Source organism: Streptomyces anthophorae, assembly GCF_049310305.1.
In the GTDB taxonomy this organism is placed as follows: Bacteria; Actinomycetota; Actinomycetes; order Streptomycetales; family Streptomycetaceae; genus Streptomyces.
Map to the genome: position 1 here is coordinate 8,705,104 of NZ_JBLWQQ010000001.1, position 19,679 is coordinate 8,724,782.

19 protein-coding genes are annotated in these 19,679 nt (G+C 71.4%); 5 read left to right on the top strand and 14 right to left on the bottom strand.

Annotated elements, in window-relative coordinates; all coding sequences use genetic code 11:
- Positions 1-80: 80 nt before the first annotated feature.
- Both ACNYS0_RS39690 and ACNYS0_RS39695 read right to left on the bottom strand, forming a co-directional pair.
- Positions 81-458, bottom strand: a complete 378-nt coding sequence (locus ACNYS0_RS39690; protein ID WP_422481234.1) for a VOC family protein — start codon at positions 456-458, stop codon at positions 81-83.
- 99 nt (positions 459-557) lie between these two features.
- Entirely contained in the window at positions 558-986 is a 429-nt protein-coding gene (locus ACNYS0_RS39695; protein WP_422481236.1) for a cupin domain-containing protein, read from the bottom strand.
- A gap of 127 nt (positions 987-1,113) precedes the next feature.
- Here ACNYS0_RS39695 and ACNYS0_RS39700 point away from each other — a divergent pair, with 127 nt between their 5' ends.
- Positions 1,114-1,566, top strand: coding sequence for a class I SAM-dependent methyltransferase (locus ACNYS0_RS39700; RefSeq protein WP_422481238.1), 453 nt, complete (start codon positions 1,114-1,116; stop codon positions 1,564-1,566).
- Positions 1,567-1,712: 146 nt separating this feature from the next.
- On the opposite strand, the gene ACNYS0_RS39705 is transcribed toward ACNYS0_RS39700, so the two are convergent.
- The gene (locus ACNYS0_RS39705; protein ID WP_422481240.1) at positions 1,713-2,021 is read right to left on the bottom strand and encodes a hypothetical protein; all 309 of its coding nucleotides are present in this window, start codon (positions 2,019-2,021) and stop codon (positions 1,713-1,715) included.
- 270 nt (positions 2,022-2,291) lie between these two features.
- The gene (locus tag ACNYS0_RS39710) at positions 2,292-2,927 is read right to left on the bottom strand and encodes a TetR/AcrR family transcriptional regulator (protein WP_422481242.1); all 636 of its coding nucleotides are present in this window, start codon (positions 2,925-2,927) and stop codon (positions 2,292-2,294) included.
- Positions 2,928-3,103: 176 nt separating this feature from the next.
- On the opposite strand from ACNYS0_RS39710, the gene ACNYS0_RS39715 reads away from it, so the two are divergent.
- Positions 3,104-3,994, top strand: coding sequence for an alpha/beta fold hydrolase (locus ACNYS0_RS39715; RefSeq protein ID WP_422481244.1), 891 nt, complete (start codon positions 3,104-3,106; stop codon positions 3,992-3,994).
- A 102-nt stretch (positions 3,995-4,096) separates the two neighbouring features.
- Here the strand turns inward: ACNYS0_RS39715 and ACNYS0_RS39720 are convergent, their stop codons facing one another.
- Together ACNYS0_RS39720 and ACNYS0_RS39725 are read right to left on the bottom strand one after the other, a co-directional pair.
- Complete coding sequence (locus ACNYS0_RS39720) at positions 4,097-4,438, bottom strand: tetratricopeptide repeat protein (protein ID WP_422429113.1); 342 nt, start codon at positions 4,436-4,438, stop codon at positions 4,097-4,099.
- Between the two features lie 121 nt (positions 4,439-4,559).
- Entirely contained in the window at positions 4,560-5,966 is a 1,407-nt protein-coding gene (locus ACNYS0_RS39725; protein ID WP_479685803.1) for a PucR-like N-terminal domain-containing protein, read from the bottom strand.
- Between the two features lie 319 nt (positions 5,967-6,285).
- Here ACNYS0_RS39725 and ACNYS0_RS39730 point away from each other — a divergent pair, with 319 nt between their 5' ends.
- Positions 6,286-7,257: an esterase/lipase family protein gene (locus tag ACNYS0_RS39730; protein WP_422481248.1), complete on the top strand. Its 972-nt coding sequence runs from the start codon at positions 6,286-6,288 to the stop codon at positions 7,255-7,257.
- Positions 7,258-7,480: 223 nt separating this feature from the next.
- Positions 7,481-10,720, top strand: coding sequence for an amidohydrolase family protein (locus ACNYS0_RS39735; RefSeq protein WP_422481250.1), 3,240 nt, complete (start codon positions 7,481-7,483; stop codon positions 10,718-10,720).
- Here the strand turns inward: ACNYS0_RS39735 and ACNYS0_RS39740 are convergent.
- The 5 genes from ACNYS0_RS39740 to ACNYS0_RS39760 are packed head-to-tail and all read right to left on the bottom strand — an operon-like array spanning position 10,717 to position 16,028.
- Positions 10,717-11,367 carry an ABC transporter permease gene (locus ACNYS0_RS39740; protein WP_422481252.1) on the bottom strand — a complete coding sequence of 217 codons (651 nt, stop codon included), beginning with the start codon at positions 11,365-11,367 and terminating at the stop codon, positions 10,717-10,719. The two genes, ACNYS0_RS39735 and ACNYS0_RS39740, sit on opposite strands and share 4 nt — an antisense overlap.
- Complete coding sequence (locus ACNYS0_RS39745) at positions 11,367-12,131, bottom strand: ABC transporter permease (protein WP_422481254.1); 765 nt, start codon at positions 12,129-12,131, stop codon at positions 11,367-11,369. The genes ACNYS0_RS39740 and ACNYS0_RS39745 overlap by 1 nt, the downstream gene beginning before the upstream one ends.
- Positions 12,128-13,090 (bottom strand): ABC transporter ATP-binding protein, encoded by a 963-nt coding sequence (locus ACNYS0_RS39750; RefSeq protein ID WP_422481256.1) that lies wholly within the window; start codon positions 13,088-13,090, stop codon positions 12,128-12,130. Before ACNYS0_RS39750 ends, ACNYS0_RS39745 begins: the two co-directional genes overlap by 4 nt.
- Before the next feature lie 23 nt (positions 13,091-13,113).
- Positions 13,114-14,010 carry an ABC transporter substrate-binding protein gene (locus ACNYS0_RS39755; RefSeq protein ID WP_422481259.1) on the bottom strand — a complete coding sequence of 299 codons (897 nt, stop codon included), beginning with the start codon at positions 14,008-14,010 and terminating at the stop codon, positions 13,114-13,116.
- A 2-nt stretch (positions 14,011-14,012) separates the two neighbouring features.
- Complete coding sequence (locus ACNYS0_RS39760) at positions 14,013-16,028, bottom strand: CocE/NonD family hydrolase (protein WP_422481261.1); 2,016 nt, start codon at positions 16,026-16,028, stop codon at positions 14,013-14,015.
- Between the two features lie 128 nt (positions 16,029-16,156).
- Between ACNYS0_RS39760 and ACNYS0_RS39765 the strand changes: the two genes are divergently transcribed.
- A complete protein-coding gene (locus ACNYS0_RS39765; RefSeq protein WP_422481263.1) occupies positions 16,157-17,020 on the top strand; it encodes an N-formylglutamate amidohydrolase in 864 nt (287 codons plus the stop codon).
- On the opposite strand, the gene ACNYS0_RS39770 is transcribed toward ACNYS0_RS39765, so the two are convergent.
- The 3 genes from ACNYS0_RS39770 to ACNYS0_RS39780 all read right to left on the bottom strand — a co-directional run bounded on the left by ACNYS0_RS39770 (position 17,000) and on the right by ACNYS0_RS39780 (position 19,654).
- Positions 17,000-18,157, bottom strand: a complete 1,158-nt coding sequence (locus ACNYS0_RS39770) for an alpha-hydroxy-acid oxidizing protein (protein ID WP_422481265.1) — start codon at positions 18,155-18,157, stop codon at positions 17,000-17,002. The two genes, ACNYS0_RS39765 and ACNYS0_RS39770, sit on opposite strands and share 21 nt — an antisense overlap.
- Positions 18,158-18,227: 70 nt before the next feature.
- Entirely contained in the window at positions 18,228-19,112 is an 885-nt protein-coding gene (locus tag ACNYS0_RS39775; protein ID WP_422481267.1) for an alpha/beta hydrolase fold domain-containing protein, read from the bottom strand.
- Positions 19,097-19,654, bottom strand: a complete 558-nt coding sequence (locus tag ACNYS0_RS39780; RefSeq protein ID WP_422481269.1) for a quercetin 2,3-dioxygenase — start codon at positions 19,652-19,654, stop codon at positions 19,097-19,099. Before ACNYS0_RS39780 ends, ACNYS0_RS39775 begins: the two co-directional genes overlap by 16 nt.
- Between the last annotated feature and the right edge of the window lie 25 nt (positions 19,655-19,679).

Genomic DNA, 19,679 nt, shown 5'->3' on the forward strand with positions numbered 1-19,679 from the left:
CGGTCCTTCGAAGTACGGGGCGGCTGCGGATCGCCGCCTTGGTGGTGGCGTAGACGCCCGGGCCCGGGGCGGCGCTGCGGCTACTCCGTCGAGTCGACTTTGGGCGGGGGAGCGAAGAGGCAGAACTCGTTGCCTTCCGGGTCGGCGGCGACGATCCAGCGGAAGCCGTGTTCGCTCTGTTCCGGTGAGATGCGCCGGGCGCCGAGTTCTTGGAGGCGCTCGGCCTCCGTGCCCAGGTCCCCGGTGTCGAAGTCGAGGTCGAGGTGCATGCGGTTCTTGGCCTGCTTCGCTTCCGGGACCTGTTGCAGGAGCAGGGTGGGTGCGGGGGCGGGAGCGACCAGGCTCAGATACGGCGGTCCTTCGAAGCCGCGCCGGTAGTTCAGCGGGGCGAGCGCGGCCAGCCAGAATTCCGCCTGCGCCTCGATGTCGACACAGTCCAGCGTCACGACGATCTGCATGACGGAACGGTAGGGGACCCGGCCCGCCGTGACGAACCGATTTTGGCGGCGCGGACCAGTGGCTCGACGTACGGCCCCCGGACGCGACGCCCCAGTCGGCTACAGGTCAACCGTCCCCGCCGAAGGTCCGCCCGAAGGGCCCTGGGCGGCCGTGGAATCGTCCCCGGTCGGCACCTTGTAGCCGGGCACCGAGGGCCAGCGGACCGTCAGGACCACCGACTCCTCCTCCGCGAACCAGGAGTGGTCGACGCCATGGCCCCACACGACGTAGTCCCCCTGCTCGGCCAGGAGGACGCTGCGGCCGGGAAGTTCCACTCGGAAGCGGCCGCTGATGAGGACCAGCAGGGCGGTGCGTTCTTCGCCGGTCACCCACTGGGCCCGCTCGTCGCCCGGCGGGTGGACGCCCCACTTGATCTCCACGTCCTCGCTGTGCCGAGGGTCGGAGGCGTCCTTGAAATGTCCCAGCAGCCAGCCCCGGTCCAGTGCCGCGTCCTTGCCGGCGTTGCCCACGTATACGTTGTCGATCACGGCCCGGAAGGTAGCAGGTAACCCCCACGGGGACGGTCATTCCCCATCGGCGTGCGACATCGTATGAAGTTCCCGGCCGGTGAACGGCAGGCGCGGGCGGTGCCCATGTCGAGCGAGGGGAGGGCATGTGACGGCAGACGTGGGGTGCGGGCTGGGTACCTACGCCGCCGCCCTGGCCCGGCGGGGGTACGACGTACTCGCGGTGGACTGGGCGGCCTCCGCGGTGTCCGCCGTCCGTGACCGCTATCAGGGGCTCCTGCCCAACCTGAGTACCCGGCGTCTGGACTTCACCGACGAGCAGGCCGTGCGCACGCTCGGCGTCGACGTCTTCGACGTGGTGACGATGCGGCTCGTCCACCCGTTCTTCGCGGACAAGCAGCAAGTGGCCGAACACGTACGGCGGTTGCTGCGACCGGGCGGCGCCTGGGTCGTGACGACACCTCTGGTCGAGCGGCTGTCCTCGCGCAGGCACATCGCGTTGTCCGCGGTCGAGGTGGGGGAGTTGATGTCGGGCTGGGGCAGCGGCGCTTGGGTGGACTTGGAGCCGGATGGGCTCCGGTGCATCGTGCTTCGCCGGTAGCCGTTCAGGGGTTGTGTCTCAACATGGCCCAGCGCGGGCGCGGTTGATGGGCCGGTACGAAAAGGCCCCGCCCGGCGACGGTGCTGCCGGGCGGGGGCTCGTTCATCCTCGGCGCCGTCCTCGGGACGCCCCGAAGTGGCCCGGCCTCAGCCGCCGATCGGGCCCGGGTTGTTGTTGTCGGCGTCCTGGCACTGCTTGATGCGCGCCTGGATCGCCCGCGCCTTCGCGCGCTCCTTCGCCGCCGACTTGTGGTAGCCGAGCGCGTCCAACTTGGCGGCCTTGGACTTCAAGTTGTCGGCCTGCTTGCGCATCTTGGGGATGTTGCAGGTGATCGGGCCACGGGCCGACACACCGGCCTGGTCGGCAGTGGGGGCGGCCTGCGCGGGGACGGCCGAGAACAGGACGCCGCCCGCGATGGCGGCGGACGCGGCGAGTGTGGCGAAACGTCGAAGCAAGGGTGTCCCTCTCCAAGTGGCGGGCCGTTCGGCCCATTTGGGGTGGTTCATAGCGGTCTGTCACTGTATACGAAGAGATCGACTTCTCAGGTGTCAATCGCTCGCGCGTGTGCCCTGGAGGATGGGATCGCTGCGGTTTCGGTTCAGTGCCCACAGCGAAAGCCCCCTCTGCCGTCGCTTCGCGGCAGAGGGGGCTTCTGTTGCGTCAGTCGTTGGAGCCGGTGTTGCCCGTGGCGTCGACGAGGACACGCACCGGCGCCTGACGGGCACTCACAGATCCGCCTCGCCCGTTTCTCGGCGGAGTCGGTTCGGGCGGCCCTTCCGCGCGTCCACCGCCTGTGACAGCGCGTCGAGAGTCACGTCCACGATGGCCCGGAGCTGCGTCGGCCTCGTACCGGCTCTGCTCATGACGGCGAGCGACTGGTTCACGGCGGCCACGTGCACGGCGAAGGACTCGGCGTGCTGGTCGGGCAGTCGGCCGGCCTTCAGCGCGGCGTGCAGTCGCCGGCGCTGGAGGCCGAGTGACTGCGTGGCGTGCGTCGCGACGTTCGGGCTCAGTACGGGGATCGCCATGGTCGACTGGGCGATCAGGCAGCCATCGGGCACTTCGGGATCGGAGATGCGCTCGAGCGTGACGTCGAAGAAGGCGCGAACGGCCGCGACGGGGTCCGACGCCGCGCACGACAGGGCGGCGTCGTACTTCTCGCCGTAGCGCGCGGCGTAGCGGTCCAGGCAGCGCAGGAAGAGCGTGTCCTTGTCGCCGAGGGAGGAGTAGATGGAGCTGCGGTTCAGGCCGGTCGCCCGGGACAGGTCGTCCAGCGAGGTGTCGGCATAGCCGGAGCGCCAGAACTGGATCATCGCGGCGTCGAGCGCCGCGTCCATGTCGAACTGCTTCTTGCCTGCCACGCGGTACTTCCTCGTTTCCTGGTTGGTGTGCCGGTGTGCCGGTGTGCCGGTGTCTCGAAGGTTCGGGCTGTGCTGTGCGCCATCTTATCTTGAACTGATCAGTCCAAGATGTGTTAGCTTTCCGGCGTGGGCTGCACAGGCCCCACCGCACACCCCTCACACCGACGGAGGACCCCGTGACCGGCCTGCCCCTGAAGCACCTGGATGGATTCACTCACCGCTGGGTCGACGCCGACGGGGTCCGCCTTCATGCCGTCGAGGGCGGCCGGCCGGGCGGTCCGGTCGTCGTCCTGCTCGCCGGATTTCCGCAGACCTGGTGGGCCTGGCGGAAGGTGATGCCCGGCCTCGCGGGCCGGTTCCGTGTCATCGCGATCGACCTGCCGGGGCAGGGGCACTCCGAGGGTCCGGAGCGCGGCTACGACACCCACACGGTCGCCGCGCACGTCCACGCCGCCGTGCAGGCGCTCGGGGTGTCGACCTACACCCTGGTCGCCCACGACGTCGGTGCCTGGGTCGCCTTCTCCCTCGCCCTCACCTTCGAAGGCGACCTGAACGGGGTCGCCCTGCTCGACGCCGGAATTCCCGGCATCACGCTCCCGGAGACGATCCCCACCGACCCGGAACGTGCGTGGAAGACCTGGCATTTCGCGTTCCACACCGTGCCCGACCTGCCCGAGACGCTGCTCGCCGGACGGGAGCGCGAGTACGTCGGCTGGTTCCTGAAGGCGAAGGCCCTGTCGCCCGACACGTTCGACGACGCCGAGATCGACCACTATGCGGCGGCCCAGGCCGCCGACGGTGGCCTGCGCGCCTCCCTCGCCTACTACCGGGACGCCGCGGAATCGGCGCGCAAGAACCGCGAGGCGCTCGAGCGGCGACGCCTGTCCGTGCCCGTCCTCGGGATGTCCAGCAGCCACGGCTCCATTCCGGACATGGCCGCCTCCATCGGCCCGTGGGCCGACAACGCCACCGGGATCGTCGTGCCAGGCGCCGGACACTTCATCCCGGACGAGCAGCCGGAGGCTGTCGCCGCCGCGATCACGGACTTCGTCGCCCGCCAGGGGTGACGCCCGTCTGTCGAGCTGACGCCCCTCTGTCGAGTCGCAAACGGCAGCGGGTCCCGCCCAGAAGGCGGGACCCGCGTGTCTCGTGCTCGGTGTCCGGTCCGGTTACTCGAAGTCGCCCGCGAGCGCCGACGCCATCCGCAGATGCGGCGCCGCCTCGTCGTGCCGACCCTGGCGCTCCAGCGTGCGGCCGAGCATCAGGCGGGCGTAGTGCTCCACCGGGTCGCGCTCCACGATCGTGCGCAACTCGGTCTCCGCGCGGCGCAGTTGGGCGGAGTGGTAGTACGAACGGGCCAGGAGGAGGCGGGGGCCGACCTGCTCGGGAACCTCCTCGACGAGGCCGTCGAGGATCCGGGCGGCGTTCGCGTACTCCTTCGCCTCGAAGAACATCTGGGCACGGTCCCAGCGCTCCGCGGCCGTCCCGTGCGTGTAGTACTGCTGCTCCACTGTTGCCTCCTTGCTCGACGCCTTCAACGGGGGCAAGGGGTGGGGTATTCCCAGGTGGTGCGCGGCGGGCAGGCCCGGGTCGTACGGGCCCGGTCTTCCGGTGTCCGCGCAGGTCACCGCCTCAGGGCTGGGTGCTCGAAGGCTGTGTGCCCGGCGGCTGCGCGCGCAGCGCCGCCTCCAGCTCGAAGCGGGCGTCGGGATCGGTCAGGGCCGGGCCGAAGAGGCGTTGCAGGTGGTGCAGGCGCTGGCGGGCCGTCTGCGGGTGGATGGCCAGGCGCGCGGCCAGCTCGGGTGCGCTGCCGTGCGGGCTCTGGAGGTGGGCGAGGAGGGTGTGGGCCAGGCGGCTGCGCTGCTTCGGGGTGAGTCCCGCGAGGGGCGCGAGGCGGCGCGCGGCCATCAGGCGGACGAGCGCGGGATCGGCGAGCAGCAGCAGGTCCGTGAGGTGTCGCCCCGCCTCCAGTGGCCTTGCTTCCGGCTGCCCCATTTCCATGCCGGCGCCTGCGGGTCCGTGCTCGCGCAGGGCGCGCGCCCAGCGCAGTGAATCGGCGGCCTGTGCGAGGGGGACGACGGGGCCGATGACGCCCGACCGCTCGTCCAGGAGCCGACGCAGGCGTGGGTCGGTGAGCCGTGTGCCGGGGTCGGGGACGAGCAGGCAGGGGGCGGGTCCATCGAGATCGGCGAGCACGGCCTCGGGCAGCGGCTTGCGGACCGGGGACACGCCTTCCCCGACACGTCCCGAGGCTCGCGCCGTGGCGGAGGCCGCGGGGCTCGCCCTCCCCGGTCCGGAAGCCGCGCCCCATGACCGTCCGCCCCCGGCGCCTTTCACGGCCCCGGTGCCTTCCACGGTCCCGGCGCCTCCCGCGGCTTTGGGATCCTCCGCTCCCCGAGGCCCCAGCGCCACCGCGGCCACCAGCTCCGGCAGTTCCCACTCCGCTTCCTGCGCCGCCTGTTCCAGCGCCACGGGCCCGAGAGGTGCGGGAGCGACCAGGAGGGCGAGGAGGCGGTGACGGCGGCGGCCGAGGGTGCCCGCGGCGTCGGCCTGGGCGCGCGCGTACGCGGTGACGGACGCCGCCGCGATCTCCTCGATGTGCGTGAACGCGGCCTCGGCGAGCCGGGCCAGCGCGTCCGTGCTCAGGGACAGGCGCCGTGCCACCCGTACGTAGCGCCGCCAGGCGACCCGGCCGCCGAGCCGGTACGCGGCTTGCAGCGCGTCCAGGCTGCGCCCCTCCGCCAACTCGCCTCGGCCGAGCGCCCGGTAGATCGGAAGGCGCCGCGCGTCGAGTTCCCCGCCACCATTGCCGACCCGATCCACGAATTCCGCGAGAGTGGATTCCACGCCGCTTTGAATGGACATTCCGAACTGCCCGGACAACGGTCGGGAGAATTCAGGGATCTGCCGCCGGATTTCGTGGATGATCTCGGCCGCGAGGGTCGGGTTCTCTCTGCGCAGCTCGTCCGGGAGTCGCTGCGGAAAAGCTGCCCACGCGCCCCCGGAACTCGGCGTGCCGATCGTGCCGGAACCGTTCATCCCCTCGCTCCCAGGTCCGTCCGTCCGCCGAGTATGGGCCGGGGTTACTCGCCGGTCAAGGTGTTGACACGAAGTCAACTACCAGTGCTAGTCGGTCTTTCACCAGCGGTATTGCGGACCACCGGGGGTGTGTGGACGGTGAAGCGCTCACCTTCGTGACACTTTCGTCCGGCCCGCGCGAGAAATCCTGGCACCGTTCTGCGCGCCCGAAGCGCCACCGCGTCCACATCATTGCCGGGCGCCCCGGAGTTCTCCTAGCTTCACGCCGTCCGACGCCGCTCAGCACGCGGCATTCCAGAACAAGGGACGGTACTGGAAAATGAGACGCAGGATTCTCGGCGCGGCAGCCGCGGGCGCCCTCGGAATCGCGGGACTTGTCTCGCTCGGCACCCCGCATGCGACCGCCACGGAGGAACAGCGGCCGGTCGAGTACAACTTCACCAAGGGATTCCTGGCCGGATTCTTCAAGGCCGGCGAGGCGCCGCCCGGTGCGAACGACTGGGGCTGCAAGCCGAGCGCCGAGCATCCGAGGCCCGTCGTCCTCGTCCACGGCACGCTCGAGAACATGAACGACAACTGGCGAGGCGCGGCGCCGCTCCTCGCGAACAACGGATACTGCGTCTTCGCCTTCAACTACGGCGCGGACAAGGCGACATCGCCGATCCAGGGCACCGCCCACATGAAGGACAGCGCGGCGCAGCTCGGTGCCTTCGTGGACAAGGTGCGCGGTGCGACGGGTACGGCCGAGGTCGATCTCGTCGGCCACTCGCAGGGCGGCGGGCCGCTGCCCCGCACCTATCTCAAGGACGACCCGAGCGCCGCTGGCAAGGTCGGCAAGCTCATCGGCATCACCCCCTCCAACCACGGCACCACCCTGTCCGGCATCACCGAACTCGGCCGTCAGCTGCACCTGTTGGAGCCGGCGAACGGGTTCCTCGACAAGACCGCCCCGGCCCTCGTCGAGCAGGAGGTCGGCTCGGACTTCAACAAGGCCCTCGACGCCGGCGGCGACACCGTGCCGGGCGTCGGCTACACCGTCATCGCCACCAAGTACGACGAGGTGGTCTCGCCCTACACCAACGCCTTCCTCAAGGCGGGCCCCGGCGCGAGCGTGCGCAACATCCGGCTCCAGGACACGTGCGCCAAGGACTACACCGACCACCTCGAGGCCCCGTACGACCCGGTCACCCTCACCCATGTGCTCAACGCGCTCAACCCCGAGCACCCCCGCGCGGTGAAGTGCCGGACGGTGCTCCCGCTCACCGGGCCCACCGGGCCGGTCGAGCAGTAACCACCCGGCAGCCCGAGCGACGAGCGGCCCGCCGCCCTCACCCCGGCGGGCCGCTTCCGTGTGTTCGTCGGCCGGTTCGCGCCGTCGGCCATGTTGACTCACTGCGGGTGCCACGTATGTTGCTGTGCGTTCCCTGTTCGACTCGCGCACAGTTCGGTCCCGCACGACCCATGGGTCCCCTCGGCCTCGTGGGTCCACACGCCCTCCGTGCAATGGGAGTCTCATGGACAACACCCCCGTCACCGCCACCCCCAGCGACACGCCCCTCCTCGGCCCCTCCGTCACCCGCCGCCGCTTCCTTCAGACCACCACCGTCACGGCGGGAGCCCTCGCGGCGGGCGCCGGAGCCCTCCTCGAACCGGCGACAGCGGCGACAGCGGCCGCCGCCGGGAACGCCCCCGCCTCCCTCTCCTTCACCGCCGCCACCAACGGCGCCGCCACCCTCGCCCCGTCCGGCGACCGCTTCGTCGCCGAGATCCAGAACATCCTGTGGTCGATCCCGCGCAAGGGCGGCACCGCCAGACCGCTCACTACCCCCGAACTGGAGCCCACCCGCCCCGAGTTCGCCCCGGACGGGAGACGGCTCGTCGTCTGCGCCTACCAGGGCGGCGGCTTCCACCTGTGGCTCCTGGACGCCGACGGCGGCACACCGAAGCGGCTCACCGACGGGCCGTGGGACGACCGCGGCCCCGCCTGGTCCCCGGACGGCCACCGGATCGCCTTCGCCTCCGAGCGCGGCGGCGACCCCGAGCACGCCGCCCCGTACCGCATCTGGACCATCGACGTACGCGACGGAACCCTCACCCGCCTCACCGGCGCTCCCGGCCAGGACGGCCCCGGGCAGGGCGGCGCCTGGGAGGACTTCGACCCCACCTGGTCGGCCGACGGCACCCGCGTGCTCTTCGTACGGGGAATGGTCACCGACGCGGGAACCCTCCAGGCGTCCACCGTCGCCTCGGTCGCCGCCGACGGCACCGGAGCCGTCACCGCCGAACACACCGACGACTCCGGCGCCCAGGTCATGACCCCCGCCGTCGCCCCGCGCGCGAAGGGGGCACTGGCCTACCTGCGGACCACCGCCGCCATCAATGGGGCCGCCACCTGCACCCTCGTCGTCGACGGGAAACCGGTCGACGTGCCCGGCGACGTCGCCCCCGTGCCGCCCCGCTGGACCGGGCCCGACACCCTGCTGCTCACCGTCGACGGCCGCTTCCGACTCGTGCGCCCCGCCGCCCCGAGCGAGGGAGAACAGATCGCGTTCACCGCGAAGCTCCCCGTCGACCGGCCGCGCTACCGCGTCAAGCGCTACGACTTCGAGGCCGGGGGAGTCCGCCCGGTCCGCTCCCCGCACCTGCCCGCCCTGTCGCCCGACGGCGAGCAGGTCGCCTTCGCCGCCCTCAACTCGCTGTGGGTCGGCGGCACTTCGGGCGGTCGCGCCCCACGCCAGGTCGTACAGGCCCCACGGACCCGCTACGTCCTCGCCCCGACCTGGACGCCCGACGGCAAGTCACTCGTCTACGCCGACGACCGGGCGGGTCTGTTCTCCGTGCGCCGCCACGACCTGGACAGCGGCAAGGAGACGGTGCTCGCCGAGGGCGGCCGGGTGTTCCCCGCGCTCTCGCCCGACGGTCAGCGCCTGGCGTGCATCGACATGTCCGGCAACCTCGTCCTGCGCGAGCCGGCCGCAGGCACCGAACGCGTCCTCGCCGCGCCCATGGGCAGCGGCGGACTGCCCGGCAGACCCTGCTGGTCCCCGGACGGCAGATACGTGGCGCTGTGCGACCGCGGCCGCCTCAACCAGCGCTTCCGCGAGGGCTACAACCTCATCCGCGTCGTCGACACCAAGACCGGCAAGGCGGTCGTGCACGCCGTCGCCCCGCACGTCTCGATCGCCGACCGCTACGACTCCGGGCCCGCCTGGTCGCCCGACGGCCGCACCATGGCGGTGGTCGTCGAGTCCGCGCTGTGGCTGCTGCCCGTCCGCCCCGACGGCACCCCGGACGGCGAGCCCCGCCAGGTCACCGACGAGGCCGCCGACCACCCGAGCTGGTCCGCCGACAGCCGCCGGCTCCTGTACCTGAGCGCGGGCAGGCTCCGCCTCCTCGACGTCGCGAAGGGCACCGCCCGTACGGTCAGGATCCCGCTCGACCACCGCCGCCCCCGCCCCGCCGACACCGTCGTGCACGCCGGTCGGTTCTGGGACGGCACGGGGTCCGAGGTGCGCGACGACGTGGACCTCACCGTCGAGGGCGGCCGCATCACCGCCGTCGCCCCGCACCGAGCGGGTGGCCGGGCGTCCGTCAAGCGCATCGACGCCTCCGACAGGACCGTGCTCCCGGGCCTCTTCGACGCCCACACCCACCCCTGGCAGTCCACCTACGGCGGCCGCCAGACCGCGCTCCAACTCGCGTACGGCATCACCACCGCGGTCTCCCTCGGCGGCTTCGCCTACGAGCAGGCCCGCATCAGGGAAGCGGTGTACGCGGGCGCACTGGCAGGGCCGCGGCTGCTCGCCACCGGGGAACTGCTCGACGGTCCGCGCGTCGCCTACAGCATGGGCCGCGCCCACCGCACCCGCGCCGGACTGCGCCGCTCGCTCGACCGGGCGGCCGAGCTGGACTGGGACTTCGTCAAGACCTATGTACGGGCGCCGGGTTGGGTGATGAAGGAAGCGGCCACCTTCGCGCACGAGCGGCTCGGCGTACGCAGCGGAAGCCACCTGTGCACACCGGGAATCCAGCTCGGCCAGGACCTGACGACCCATCTGCAAGCCACGCAGCGCCTGGAGTTCGGGCACGCGACGACGGCGACCGGGCACTCCGGCCAGGACGTCCAGGAGATCTACTCGAAGACCGGCGACTTCCACCTCATCGCCACGCCGTTCACCGCGCAGCCGCTGATCGGCGCCGACCCGGCCATCGCCGAGGACCCGCGCGTGACGCGGCTGATGCCGCCGTGGGACACCGCCGCCGTGGAGAAGCTGGCCAAGACCCCGCCCACGGCCGCCCAGCTCGTCACCTTGGACACGGAGCTCGCGGTCTACCGGCGCATCCTCGCCGCAGGCGGACACATCGCGCTCGGCACCGACCAGCCGCTCGTCCCGGTCGGCCTGCACCTCCACCTCGCACTGCGCGCCCTGCACCGCGGCGGACTCTCCCCGGCCCAGGCCCTGCACACGGCGACGCTGATGCCCGCCCGGGTCTTCGGGGCGGACGCGGACCTGGGCACCCTGGAGGAGGGCAAGCTCGCCGACCTCACGATCGTCGACGGCGATCCGTTCACCGACTTCGACGACCTGATCCGTACGACGGCGGTGCTGCGCGGCGGCGTCCCCTTCCAGCAGGCCGACCTGGTCGGTTCGTTCGAACCGGTGGCCTCCAGATCACTGAAGGCCACCGGTGACGACTGGCTGGAAGTGGGCCGCCTCATGCGCCGCGAGGGCTGCTGCGACGCGGGAATCTAGGCCTGAGCCTTCGTTCCCCGTGGCGCGAGCCGGTTGCCGACGGCCCCGAAGAGGCCGTCGGCAACCAGCGCGAGGACCGCCACCCACAGCGCCGCCGCGATGACCCCCGACAGGCCGTACGACACCTGGTTGAGGATGATGTCACCGAGCCCACCACCGCCGGCGACGGCGGCCAGGGTCGCGCTGGAGATCACGTAGACGACGGCGATCCGGATGCCGGTGAACAACACCGGGAGCGCGAGGGGCAGTTCGACCCGCCACAGGATCTGCCACTGCGTCAGCCCCATGCCGCGTGCCGCACGCACCAGATCGGCGTCCACCTGCTCCACGCCCAGGTACGCGTGGGTGAGCACCGGCGGGATCGCCATGATGACCAGCGCCGTCATCACGTTCACGAACCCGATGCCGAGCAGCCCCAGGAAGATCGCGATGAGCGCGAGCGAGGGCAGCGCCCGGCCGATGTTGGAGATGCTCACGGTGAGGAACGAGCCCTTGCCGCGGTGCCCGAGCCACACACCGAGCGGCACCGCGATCACCAGAGCCACGGCGACACCGGCCGCCGAGAGCAGCAGATGGTCGACGGTCCGGCTGAGCAGCAGGCCGAAGTGGTCGGCCATGAAAGAGAAACTCGCGAGGAAGGTGTGCATCAGACGGTCCTCCGCGTCCTGGCCCACGGCGTGAGCACCCGGCCGAGCAGCACGAGCAGTCCGTCGGCGGCGAGCGCGAGCGCCACGGCGAGCAGCCCCGCCCCGATGAACTGTGTGTTGAACGGCGACTGGAGGCCCTGGATGATCGGCGAACCGAGCCCCTGGTCGATGATGAACGCGGCGATCTCGACCACGCTGATCGTGGTCACGGTCGCCACCCGAAGACCGCTGATCACGGCGGGCAGGGCGAGCGGCAGCTCGATGCGCCACAGGACCTCGCGCCGGGTAAGGCCCATGCCGACCCCGGCACGGCGCACGTCCTCCGGCACCTCGCCGAGCCCGGTGACCGTCGACTTGAACAGCACCATCAGTGTGTACCCGACCAGCGCGATCTCGGCGGTGAGCACGGACAGGCCCGTCACCGGGACGAGCAGCGTGAACAGCGCCATCGGCGGGATCGTGTACAGGAACGACGTAAGGCCGCCCAGCGGGCGGACCAGCCACCTGCGGAAATGTGCGAGCAGCGCCAGCGGGAACGCGATCAGGAAACCGATCCCGACCGCGATCACCGTGAGCCGTACATGCTGCACGAGGGCGGGCCCGAACACACTGGAGAAGTTCGCGGTGAACCAGTCGACGCAGAACACCCCGTTGTCGCGCACGCACGAACTGGCCGTGCCGAAGTCGGGGATCACGGGGTCGGAGCCGGCCGCCAAGGGCCCGGCTGCCAGGGACCCGGCCGCGAGGGACAGCAGGCCGCTCACGCCGCCTCCCGTATGAGCGCGACGGTGACGGAGCCGACCGGCTTGCCGGCCTCGTCCGCGACCGAGAGCCGCTCGGCACCACCGGCCATCAGCGCCGACAGGGCGGTGCGCAGGGTGTCGCTCGTGCGCAGGGAACCCTCGGCGCCGTCGTCCGCCGCGTCCAGCTTCAGATCGCCGAGCGTGCGCAGTGTCAGTGCCTTCAGGCCCCGGTCCGTGCCGACAAAGCGGGCCACGTAGTCGTCGGCGGGCTCGCGCAGGATCCGCTCCGGGGTGTCGTACTGGAGCAGCTTGCCGCCCTTGGCCAGGATCGCGATGCGGTCGCCCATGCGGACGGCCTCGTCGATGTCGTGGCTGACGAACAGCGTCGTCTTCTGCACCTGCTCCTGAAGCCTCAGGAACTCGTCCTGCACGTGCTCGCGCGTCACCGGGTCGAGCGCGCCGAACGGCTCGTCCATCAGCATGATGGGCGGGTCGGCCGCCAACGCCCGTGCGATGCCGACGCGTTGGCGCTGACCGCCGGAGAGCTGCGAGGGGTAGCGGTGGGCGTACTCCTTGTGCGGGAGGCCGACCAGTTCGAGCAGCTCGCGCGAGCGCTCCGCGATTCTCGGCTTCTTCCAGCCGAGCACCTGCGGCACCGTCGCGACGTTCTCCTCGATCGTCAAGTGCGGGAAGAGACCGGCCTGTTGGATGACGTAGCCGATGCCGCGGCGCAGTTCGATGACGTCCTGCTCGCGGATGCTGCTGCCGCCGATCCGGATGTCGCCGCTCGTCAGCTCGGTGAGCCGGTTGACGAGGGTCAGCGCGGTCGTCTTGCCGCACCCGGAGGCGCCCAGCAGGACGCAGATCTCGCCCGCGGGAACCGTCAGGGACAGTGCGTCGACGGCAGCCTCGTCCGTTCCGTCGTACGTCTTGGTGGCCGCGTCGAAGACGATGTCTGCTGCGGCGCCGGCGGTCTGCATCGTGGAATGCTCCTCGGTCACGGTCATATCAGGTCGTTCGCTCTCAGGAACCGGTCGGCGACCTTCGCCGGGCTGAGCCGCATCATCGCGGCGGCCTCGTTCAGGGCCTGCATGGCTTCCTCCGTGAGCAGTTCGTCGACGGCGTTCAGCGGTTCGGTGAGCCGCTCGCCGTACTTCTCGACGAGGGAGGTGCGCACCACGGGGGAGACGTTCTGGAACCCGAAGATGGCCTGGTCGTCGTCGAGGATGGTGAAGTCGTAGCGGCGCAGCTGCGGGTCGGTGGTGAACACGTCGGCCGCGTCCACGTCCCCGTTCTTCAGCGCCGGGTACTGGAGGCCGATGTTGAGCGGCCGCACCTTCATGTCGTGCAGGTCGTACGCCTTGACGATGGCGTCGAAGCCGAGCGGGCCCGTGATGTTGTCGGGGTACTCGGCGTACGAGATCTTGCCCAGCTTCTTCAGGTCGCCGACGGTCTTGAGGCCGTGCTTGCGGGCGTCCGCGGTGCGCACGGCGACGGCGTTGCGGTTCTGGAACGGGGTCGGCGGCAGCAGTGAGATGCCGCGCCCCGCCTCGAACTTCTTCGCCGCCTCGTATGTGCCGCGCGCCGTCGTCGGCATGTGCTTGGGCATCGCGAACGTCTGGAGGATGACGCCCGTGTACTCGGGGTACAGGTCGATCTGCCCGTTGCGCAGCGCGCGGTCGATGAGGTCGGCGCTGCCGACGTTGGACTTGAGGACGACGTCGAAGCCGCGCTCGCGCAGGATCTGGGCGTACAGCTCGCCCATCACCCACGACTCGGTGAACTGCTTCGAGCCGACCGTGATCACGGGCCCGGTGCCGGCCGCCGACCCGGTGGCCGTGGCCACCCCGGCGGCCGCGACGACACCGAGCGAGCCGGTGAGGAACGTGCGTCTGCGCATGCTCAGACTCCCTGCCGGGGAATCACTGCGTCCGTGGTGCGATGGAAGACGCGGGTGTCCCCTTCGTAGGCGGTGAGGGTGTTGACGACGGTGAACGAGGTGGCGTCGGAGGTCATCCTGCTGTGCGTGACGACCTTCCAGTGCCACTCGCCGCGCCCGCCCTCCTCGGTGCGCTCGCACTCCACGACGGCGGAGGAGGGGTCGCCCTCGGTGAGCGAGAAGCGGTCGACGGCGTCGCCGGACTTCCACAGGCCGTCGCTGAGGTCCTTGAAGTCGCCGTCGTTGACGACGAGTTCGACGGTGGTGCGGCCGGTGACCGGGTCGTGCTCGATGCGCCGCGAGGAGCCGTCGCCGGACGTGGAAAGGTCGACGGGCAGGTCCGGCTGCGGCTCCCCGTAGGGGCGCAGCTCGGCGTCCGCGTCCTGCGGCGGACGTACGGGGAGGTGGAGCGCGGCGGCGGGGGAGGGGTGCAGGGTGACCGTGACCGGTTCGGGGGACGGCCAGGCCAGCGGCCAGTACGAGGACGAGACCGCGACGCGGATGCGGTGTCCGGGCGCGAAGGCGTGCGCGGTCGCCACCAGCGGCACGGTCACGTCGTAGGCCTGCCCGGGCTCCAGCGGCAGCGTCTCCTCGTGGCCCTCGCGGTGTGTGAGGTTGAGCAGTCCGCGCGTGACGAGCCGCGAACTGCCGTCCGGGGCCACGTCGTTCAGGCGCACCGCGAGCTGTGCGGCGGGCCGGTCGGCGCTCACCCGCAGCGTCACCGACGGCGCGCCGAGGATCTCCGCGCGCTCGTCCAGCGGTGTGGTGGTGAAGCAGTGCGCGAACCCGTCGTCGCCGCCCTGCGGCCCGAACTGCCCGGCCGCGTCGCCGAACTGGAGCCAGCTGCCGCCCGCCGTGCCGAGCACCCGTGTGCTGTCGAGGTGTGCGTCGCGAAAGCGCAGCGGGTCGTGCCCGACGGCCTCGCCCGTCGACTCGCCGGCCAGCGCGAACTCCTGCCGCTCGACGCGCTCGGAGGGCCACCGCTCCTCGGCCACCCACCGGCCGGGCCGCTCGTCCCGGTCACCACCGGGCGCCGCCCACTCCGGCAGCCACGCCCGCAGCGCCGGATCCTCCAGGGCGCCGGTGTCCTTGCCGCGCAGGAACTGATCGAACCAGCGCACCACTTCACCGTGGAAGTCGATAGCGGGACCGGGAGCCGCCTGGTGCGGATAGGTGTGCGCCCATGGCCCGATGAGCGCGCGCACGGGAGCGTTGTCGATGCCTTCAAGGAGCCGCAGCACGGCCCCGCAGTACGGGTCGTACCAGCCGCCCACCGCGAGCACCGGGGCCTCGATGGCCGAGAAGTCCTCACACACCGAGCCGTGCTTCCAGAAGGCGTCGCGGGTCTGGTGCCGCAGCCACTCCTCCACGTACACGGGGGTGTCGGCCATCCGCTGAAGCCACCGCTCGCGCCATTCGTCGCCGACGACGGCCGGGTCGGCGGGCCGTGCGTTGTAGGCGAGCATCGTCGATGCCCACGGCAGCATCTCCGAGGCGATCAGCGAACCGCCCGTGTAGTGCACGTCGTCGGCGTACCGGTCGTCCGTCGAGCAGACCGTCACGATCGCCTTCAGGGCTGCCGGGCGCAGGGCCGCGATCTGGAGGCCGTTGAAGCCGCCCCACGACTTGCCGATCATGCCGACGGTGCCGTCGCACCACTCCTGCGCGGCGAGCCACGCGATGACCTCGACGCCGTCGTCCAGCTCTTGCTGCGCGTACTCGTCGAGCATCAGCCCGTCGGAGTCGCCGCTGCCGCGCAGGTCGACGCGGACGGCGGCGTAGCCGTTCGCGGCGAAGCGGGCGTGCAGGCTGTTGTCGCGGTCGGCCGTACCGTCGTTCTTGCGGTACGGGATGTACTCGAGGATCGCGGGTGCCGGGCGGGCGGCACCCTCCGGGAGCCAGACGCGGGCGGCAAGGCGGGTGCCGTCGGCGAGCGGAATCCACAGATGACGCACGAGTTCTGAAGGTGCTTCGGGCAAGGTGAGGTACTCCTGTCGCGCTCCAGCTACTCACTGTCCATTCAGTAGTAGCGGACCGCTCCCTACCCCGCGCCCACACCTCGAAACCACGTGTCCCAGAAAGTGGACGGGGTGGGAGAGTGGGGCGCATGGACACCTCGGACTCCGCGGACACTTCAGTACAGGACGGCGCCGGCACTCCGCCCTACCGGCTGCACCCCGGCGACCCGACCTCCCCGGTGCTCCTGCACGTACCGCACGCCTCTCGCGCGATCCCGGCGCACGTACGCGAAGGTCTGCTGCTCCAAGGGGAGGCACTCGCCCACGAACTGGACCTCATCACCGACGCGCACACCGAGGTCATCGCGGAACGTGCAGCGCGGGCCGCGTCCGTCACACCCTGGCGGTTCGTCAACGAGCGCTCGCGCCTGGTCGTCGACCCGGAGCGGTTCCCCGGCGAACGCGAGGAGATGCGGGCCGTCGGCATGGGCGCGGTCTACACCCGCACCACACACCGCGAGCCCCTGCGCCCGGAACCCCCTGCGGACGAGGGCACCCTGCTGGACACGTACTTCCACCCCTACGCGCAGGCCATGACAGGGGCCGTGACGGACCGCCTGGCCGCGACCGGCCGGGCGGTCGTCATCGACGTCCACTCCTACCCGAGTCACGCCCTGCCCTATGAACTCCACGGCAGCGACCCGCGCCCACCGGTCTGCCTGGGCGTCGACCCGTTCCACACCCCGGACGCGCTCCTCGCCGCGGCCCGTGAGGCATTCGCCCCCTACGGGGGGACGGCGCAGAACACACCCTTCGCGGGCACATACGTCCCACTCGCGTACTACGGCCAGGAACCTCGCGTCACGGCCCTGATGCTGGAGCTGCGGCGCGACCACTACCTCGACGAACCGGTCACCCCGCACGACGGTCTGGCGAAGGCCGCCGACGCGCTCGCGCACCTGGTCGACGCGGTGACGCGCGCGATCGCGGGCTCAGCCCAGCGTGACCAGTGACTCGGGCGTGAGATCCGCCAGCGTCGGATAGCCGTCCACCGCCATGATCAGGTCGGCCTCGGCGAGCAGGGAACGCAGGACGTGCACGAGCCCGTCGACGCCGCCGACCGCGAGACCGTACGCGTACGGGCGGCCGACTCCCACCGCCGTGGCACCCAGCGCGAGCGCCTTGATGATGTCGGCGCCCGAACGCACCCCGGAGTCGAAGAGCACCGGCATGCCGTCCGCCGCCTCGACGACCCCCGGCAGCGCGGCGAGCGCGGGCAGACCGCCGTTGGCCTGGCGGCCACCGTGGTTGGAGCAGTAGATGCCGTCCACGCCGCCGTCCCTGGCACGGCGCACCTCCTCCGGGTGGCAGATGCCCTTGAGGATCAGCGGCAGATCGGTGAGCGAGCGCAGCCACGGCAGGTCGTCCCAGGTGAGCGGGTTGCCGAACAGGCCGACCCAGGAACGGACGAGGTCCGTGGGGTCGGTGCTCGCCGCGATCTCCTGGAAGCGCGGGTCGGACGAGTAGTTGGCGAGGCAGTGGCCACGCAGCTGCGGGAAGTTGGACGTCGACAGGTCGCGCGGGCGCCAGCCGGTGACCCAGGTGTCGAGCGTGACGACGATGCCCTTGTAGCCGGCCGCCTCCGCCCGCTTGACCAGACTCTCGGCGAGCGCACGGTCGGTGGGTGTGTACAGCTGGAAGAAGCCGGGTGTGTCACCGAACTCGGCCGCCACGTCCTCCATCGGATCGACCGTCAGCGTCGACGCCACCATGGGCACGCCCGTGCGCGCCGCGGCCCGCGCCGTCGCCAGGTCCCCGTGCCCGTCCTGCGCGCACAGCCCGATGACACCGACCGGCGCCATGAACAGCGGCGAGGCGAGCCGCATCCCGAACAGGTCCACGGACATGTCCCGCTGCGTGGCGCCCACCATCATCCGGGGCACGAGCCCGTACCGCTCGAAGGCCCGCACATTGGCGCGCTGCGTGTGCTCGTCGCCCGCGCCCCCGGCGACGTAGGACCACACGGAGGGGGAGAGGGCCGCCTGGGCCCGCTGTTCGAGGGTGGCGTAGTCCATCGGCTGCGTGGGCGTGACGCCGCGCAGTCCGTCGAGGTAGATCTCGAATTGGTAGTCACCGAACTGCGGGCTCATCACGTACCTCTTCACCAGGGGGCAGGGGCACCCCAATCTGCCAGGTGGGCGGTGCCGAGCAAAGGGGTGGTCAGGTGTGCTGTCGTACGAAGTCCAGGGACGCGGTGAAGATCCGTGTCACCTCGTCCTCGGTCGCGCCGTGCCAGCCGTGGTCGGCGCCCGGTATCGCCCGCAGCTCGACCGGCACCTCGGTTGCCCGCAGCGCGTCCGCCAGGTCGCGGCCGTGCGAGCACGGCACCATCGTGTCGGCCTCACCGTGTACGACGAGGAAGGCCGGGGCGCCCGCGTGCACCCGCTTCAACGGGCTCGCCGCCGCCGCGAGTTCCGGCACCGAAGCCGGCGCGCCGCCCAGCAGCAGGGCCTCCGGGGTCGCCGCGTCCGCCGGGTCGAAGGGCGGCCGGTGCGAGGTCAGGTCCGCCGGGCCGTACCAGATCACCGCCCCCGCGAGCCGCGGCTCGTCGTGCGTGAGGGCGAGCAGCGAGGCCAGATGGCCGCCCGCCGACTCGCCCCACACGACGGTGCGTTCGGGGTCGAGCCCCAGCTCATCGGCGCGCAGCCCCAGCCACCGCAGCGCCGAGCGCAGATCCTCCAGCGGCGCGGGGAATATCGCCTCGCCGCTCAGCCGGTAGTCCACGCAGGCCACCGCGAGGCCCGCCGCCGCGAGCCGCTCGAACGGGCCGGGCGTCCACCCTCGCGTACGCACACCCATGTCGTCGCGTCGGCCGCGCCGCCACGCCCCACCGTGCACGAACAGCACCAGTGGGGCGGGGGCCGCCGACGCGGGCAGCCACAGGTCGAGTTCCAGCGGGCGGGCGCCCTCCACGTCCGCGTACGGGACGCCGCGCAGCGCCCGCACGCCGTGCGCGTACGACGTCGCCCGGGGCAGCGGTGCAATGTCCGGGTGCGGCGCGGCGATCAACTGCCGCAACTCGCCCGGCGTCACGAGGTCCGCCACTGGTGGTCGGCCAGGAAGCGCACGTCGTACTGCTGCGGCACCGTGCCGAACTTGCTCGGCTCGGGGACGAACGGCTGGGCCGGCAGACCCATGCCCTCCACCGGAGTGCCCAGCGTCTCGAAGAACCGCTCGAAGGTGCCGCCGGGGCCCGCGGCGACTCCGACGACCTGTGAGTGGTGGCGCTCCATGCGGTAGGCGTGCGCGCAGTTCTTCGGCACGAACCCGAAGTCGCCCGGTGTGAGCAGCCGTTCCAGCTGCTCGCCCTCGGGGTCCTCGGCGAAGAGCCGGACCGCGCCCTGCGTCACGTAGAACACCTCGTGGGTGTCCGCGTGCACATGTGCCGGGATGATGTCGCCCTTGGGGCCCTCGACCGTGAAGAAGTTGAAGGTGTTGTCGGTCTGCTCGCCGCCCGCGTAGACGGTGACGAGATCACCGAAGAGGTGGGCCCGGTCGCCCTCACCCTTCTCGATCACGTACGGCTTCGACGGGTCGGCAGGTATGCGGGAGGCGCTGCGGTAACGCGTCGCGAATTCCATGGTCATGGTGTCGTCCTCACTGTGTCAGGGT

What these genes read in the sequence shown, in the direction of transcription:
- ACNYS0_RS39770 (WP_422481265.1), bottom strand. Translation starts at nt 18,157, where the DNA reads ATGAGCCCGCAGTTCGGTGACTACCAATTCGAGATCTACCTCGACGGA.
- ACNYS0_RS39765 (WP_422481263.1), top strand. Translation starts at nt 16,157, where the DNA reads ATGGACACCTCGGACTCCGCGGACACTTCAGTACAGGACGGCGCCGGC.
- ACNYS0_RS39730 (WP_422481248.1), top strand. Translation starts at nt 6,286, where the DNA reads ATGAGACGCAGGATTCTCGGCGCGGCAGCCGCGGGCGCCCTCGGAATC.
- ACNYS0_RS39780 (WP_422481269.1), bottom strand. Translation starts at nt 19,654, where the DNA reads ATGACCATGGAATTCGCGACGCGTTACCGCAGCGCCTCCCGCATACCT.
- ACNYS0_RS39690 (WP_422481234.1), bottom strand. Translation starts at nt 458, where the DNA reads ATGCAGATCGTCGTGACGCTGGACTGTGTCGACATCGAGGCGCAGGCG.
- ACNYS0_RS39725 (WP_479685803.1), bottom strand. Translation starts at nt 5,966, where the DNA reads ATGAACGGTTCCGGCACGATCGGCACGCCGAGTTCCGGGGGCGCGTGG.
- ACNYS0_RS39750 (WP_422481256.1), bottom strand. Translation starts at nt 13,090, where the DNA reads ATGCAGACCGCCGGCGCCGCAGCAGACATCGTCTTCGACGCGGCCACC.
- ACNYS0_RS39755 (WP_422481259.1), bottom strand. Translation starts at nt 14,010, where the DNA reads ATGCGCAGACGCACGTTCCTCACCGGCTCGCTCGGTGTCGTCGCGGCC.
- ACNYS0_RS39735 (WP_422481250.1), top strand. Translation starts at nt 7,481, where the DNA reads ATGGACAACACCCCCGTCACCGCCACCCCCAGCGACACGCCCCTCCTC.
- ACNYS0_RS39740 (WP_422481252.1), bottom strand. Translation starts at nt 11,367, where the DNA reads ATGCACACCTTCCTCGCGAGTTTCTCTTTCATGGCCGACCACTTCGGC.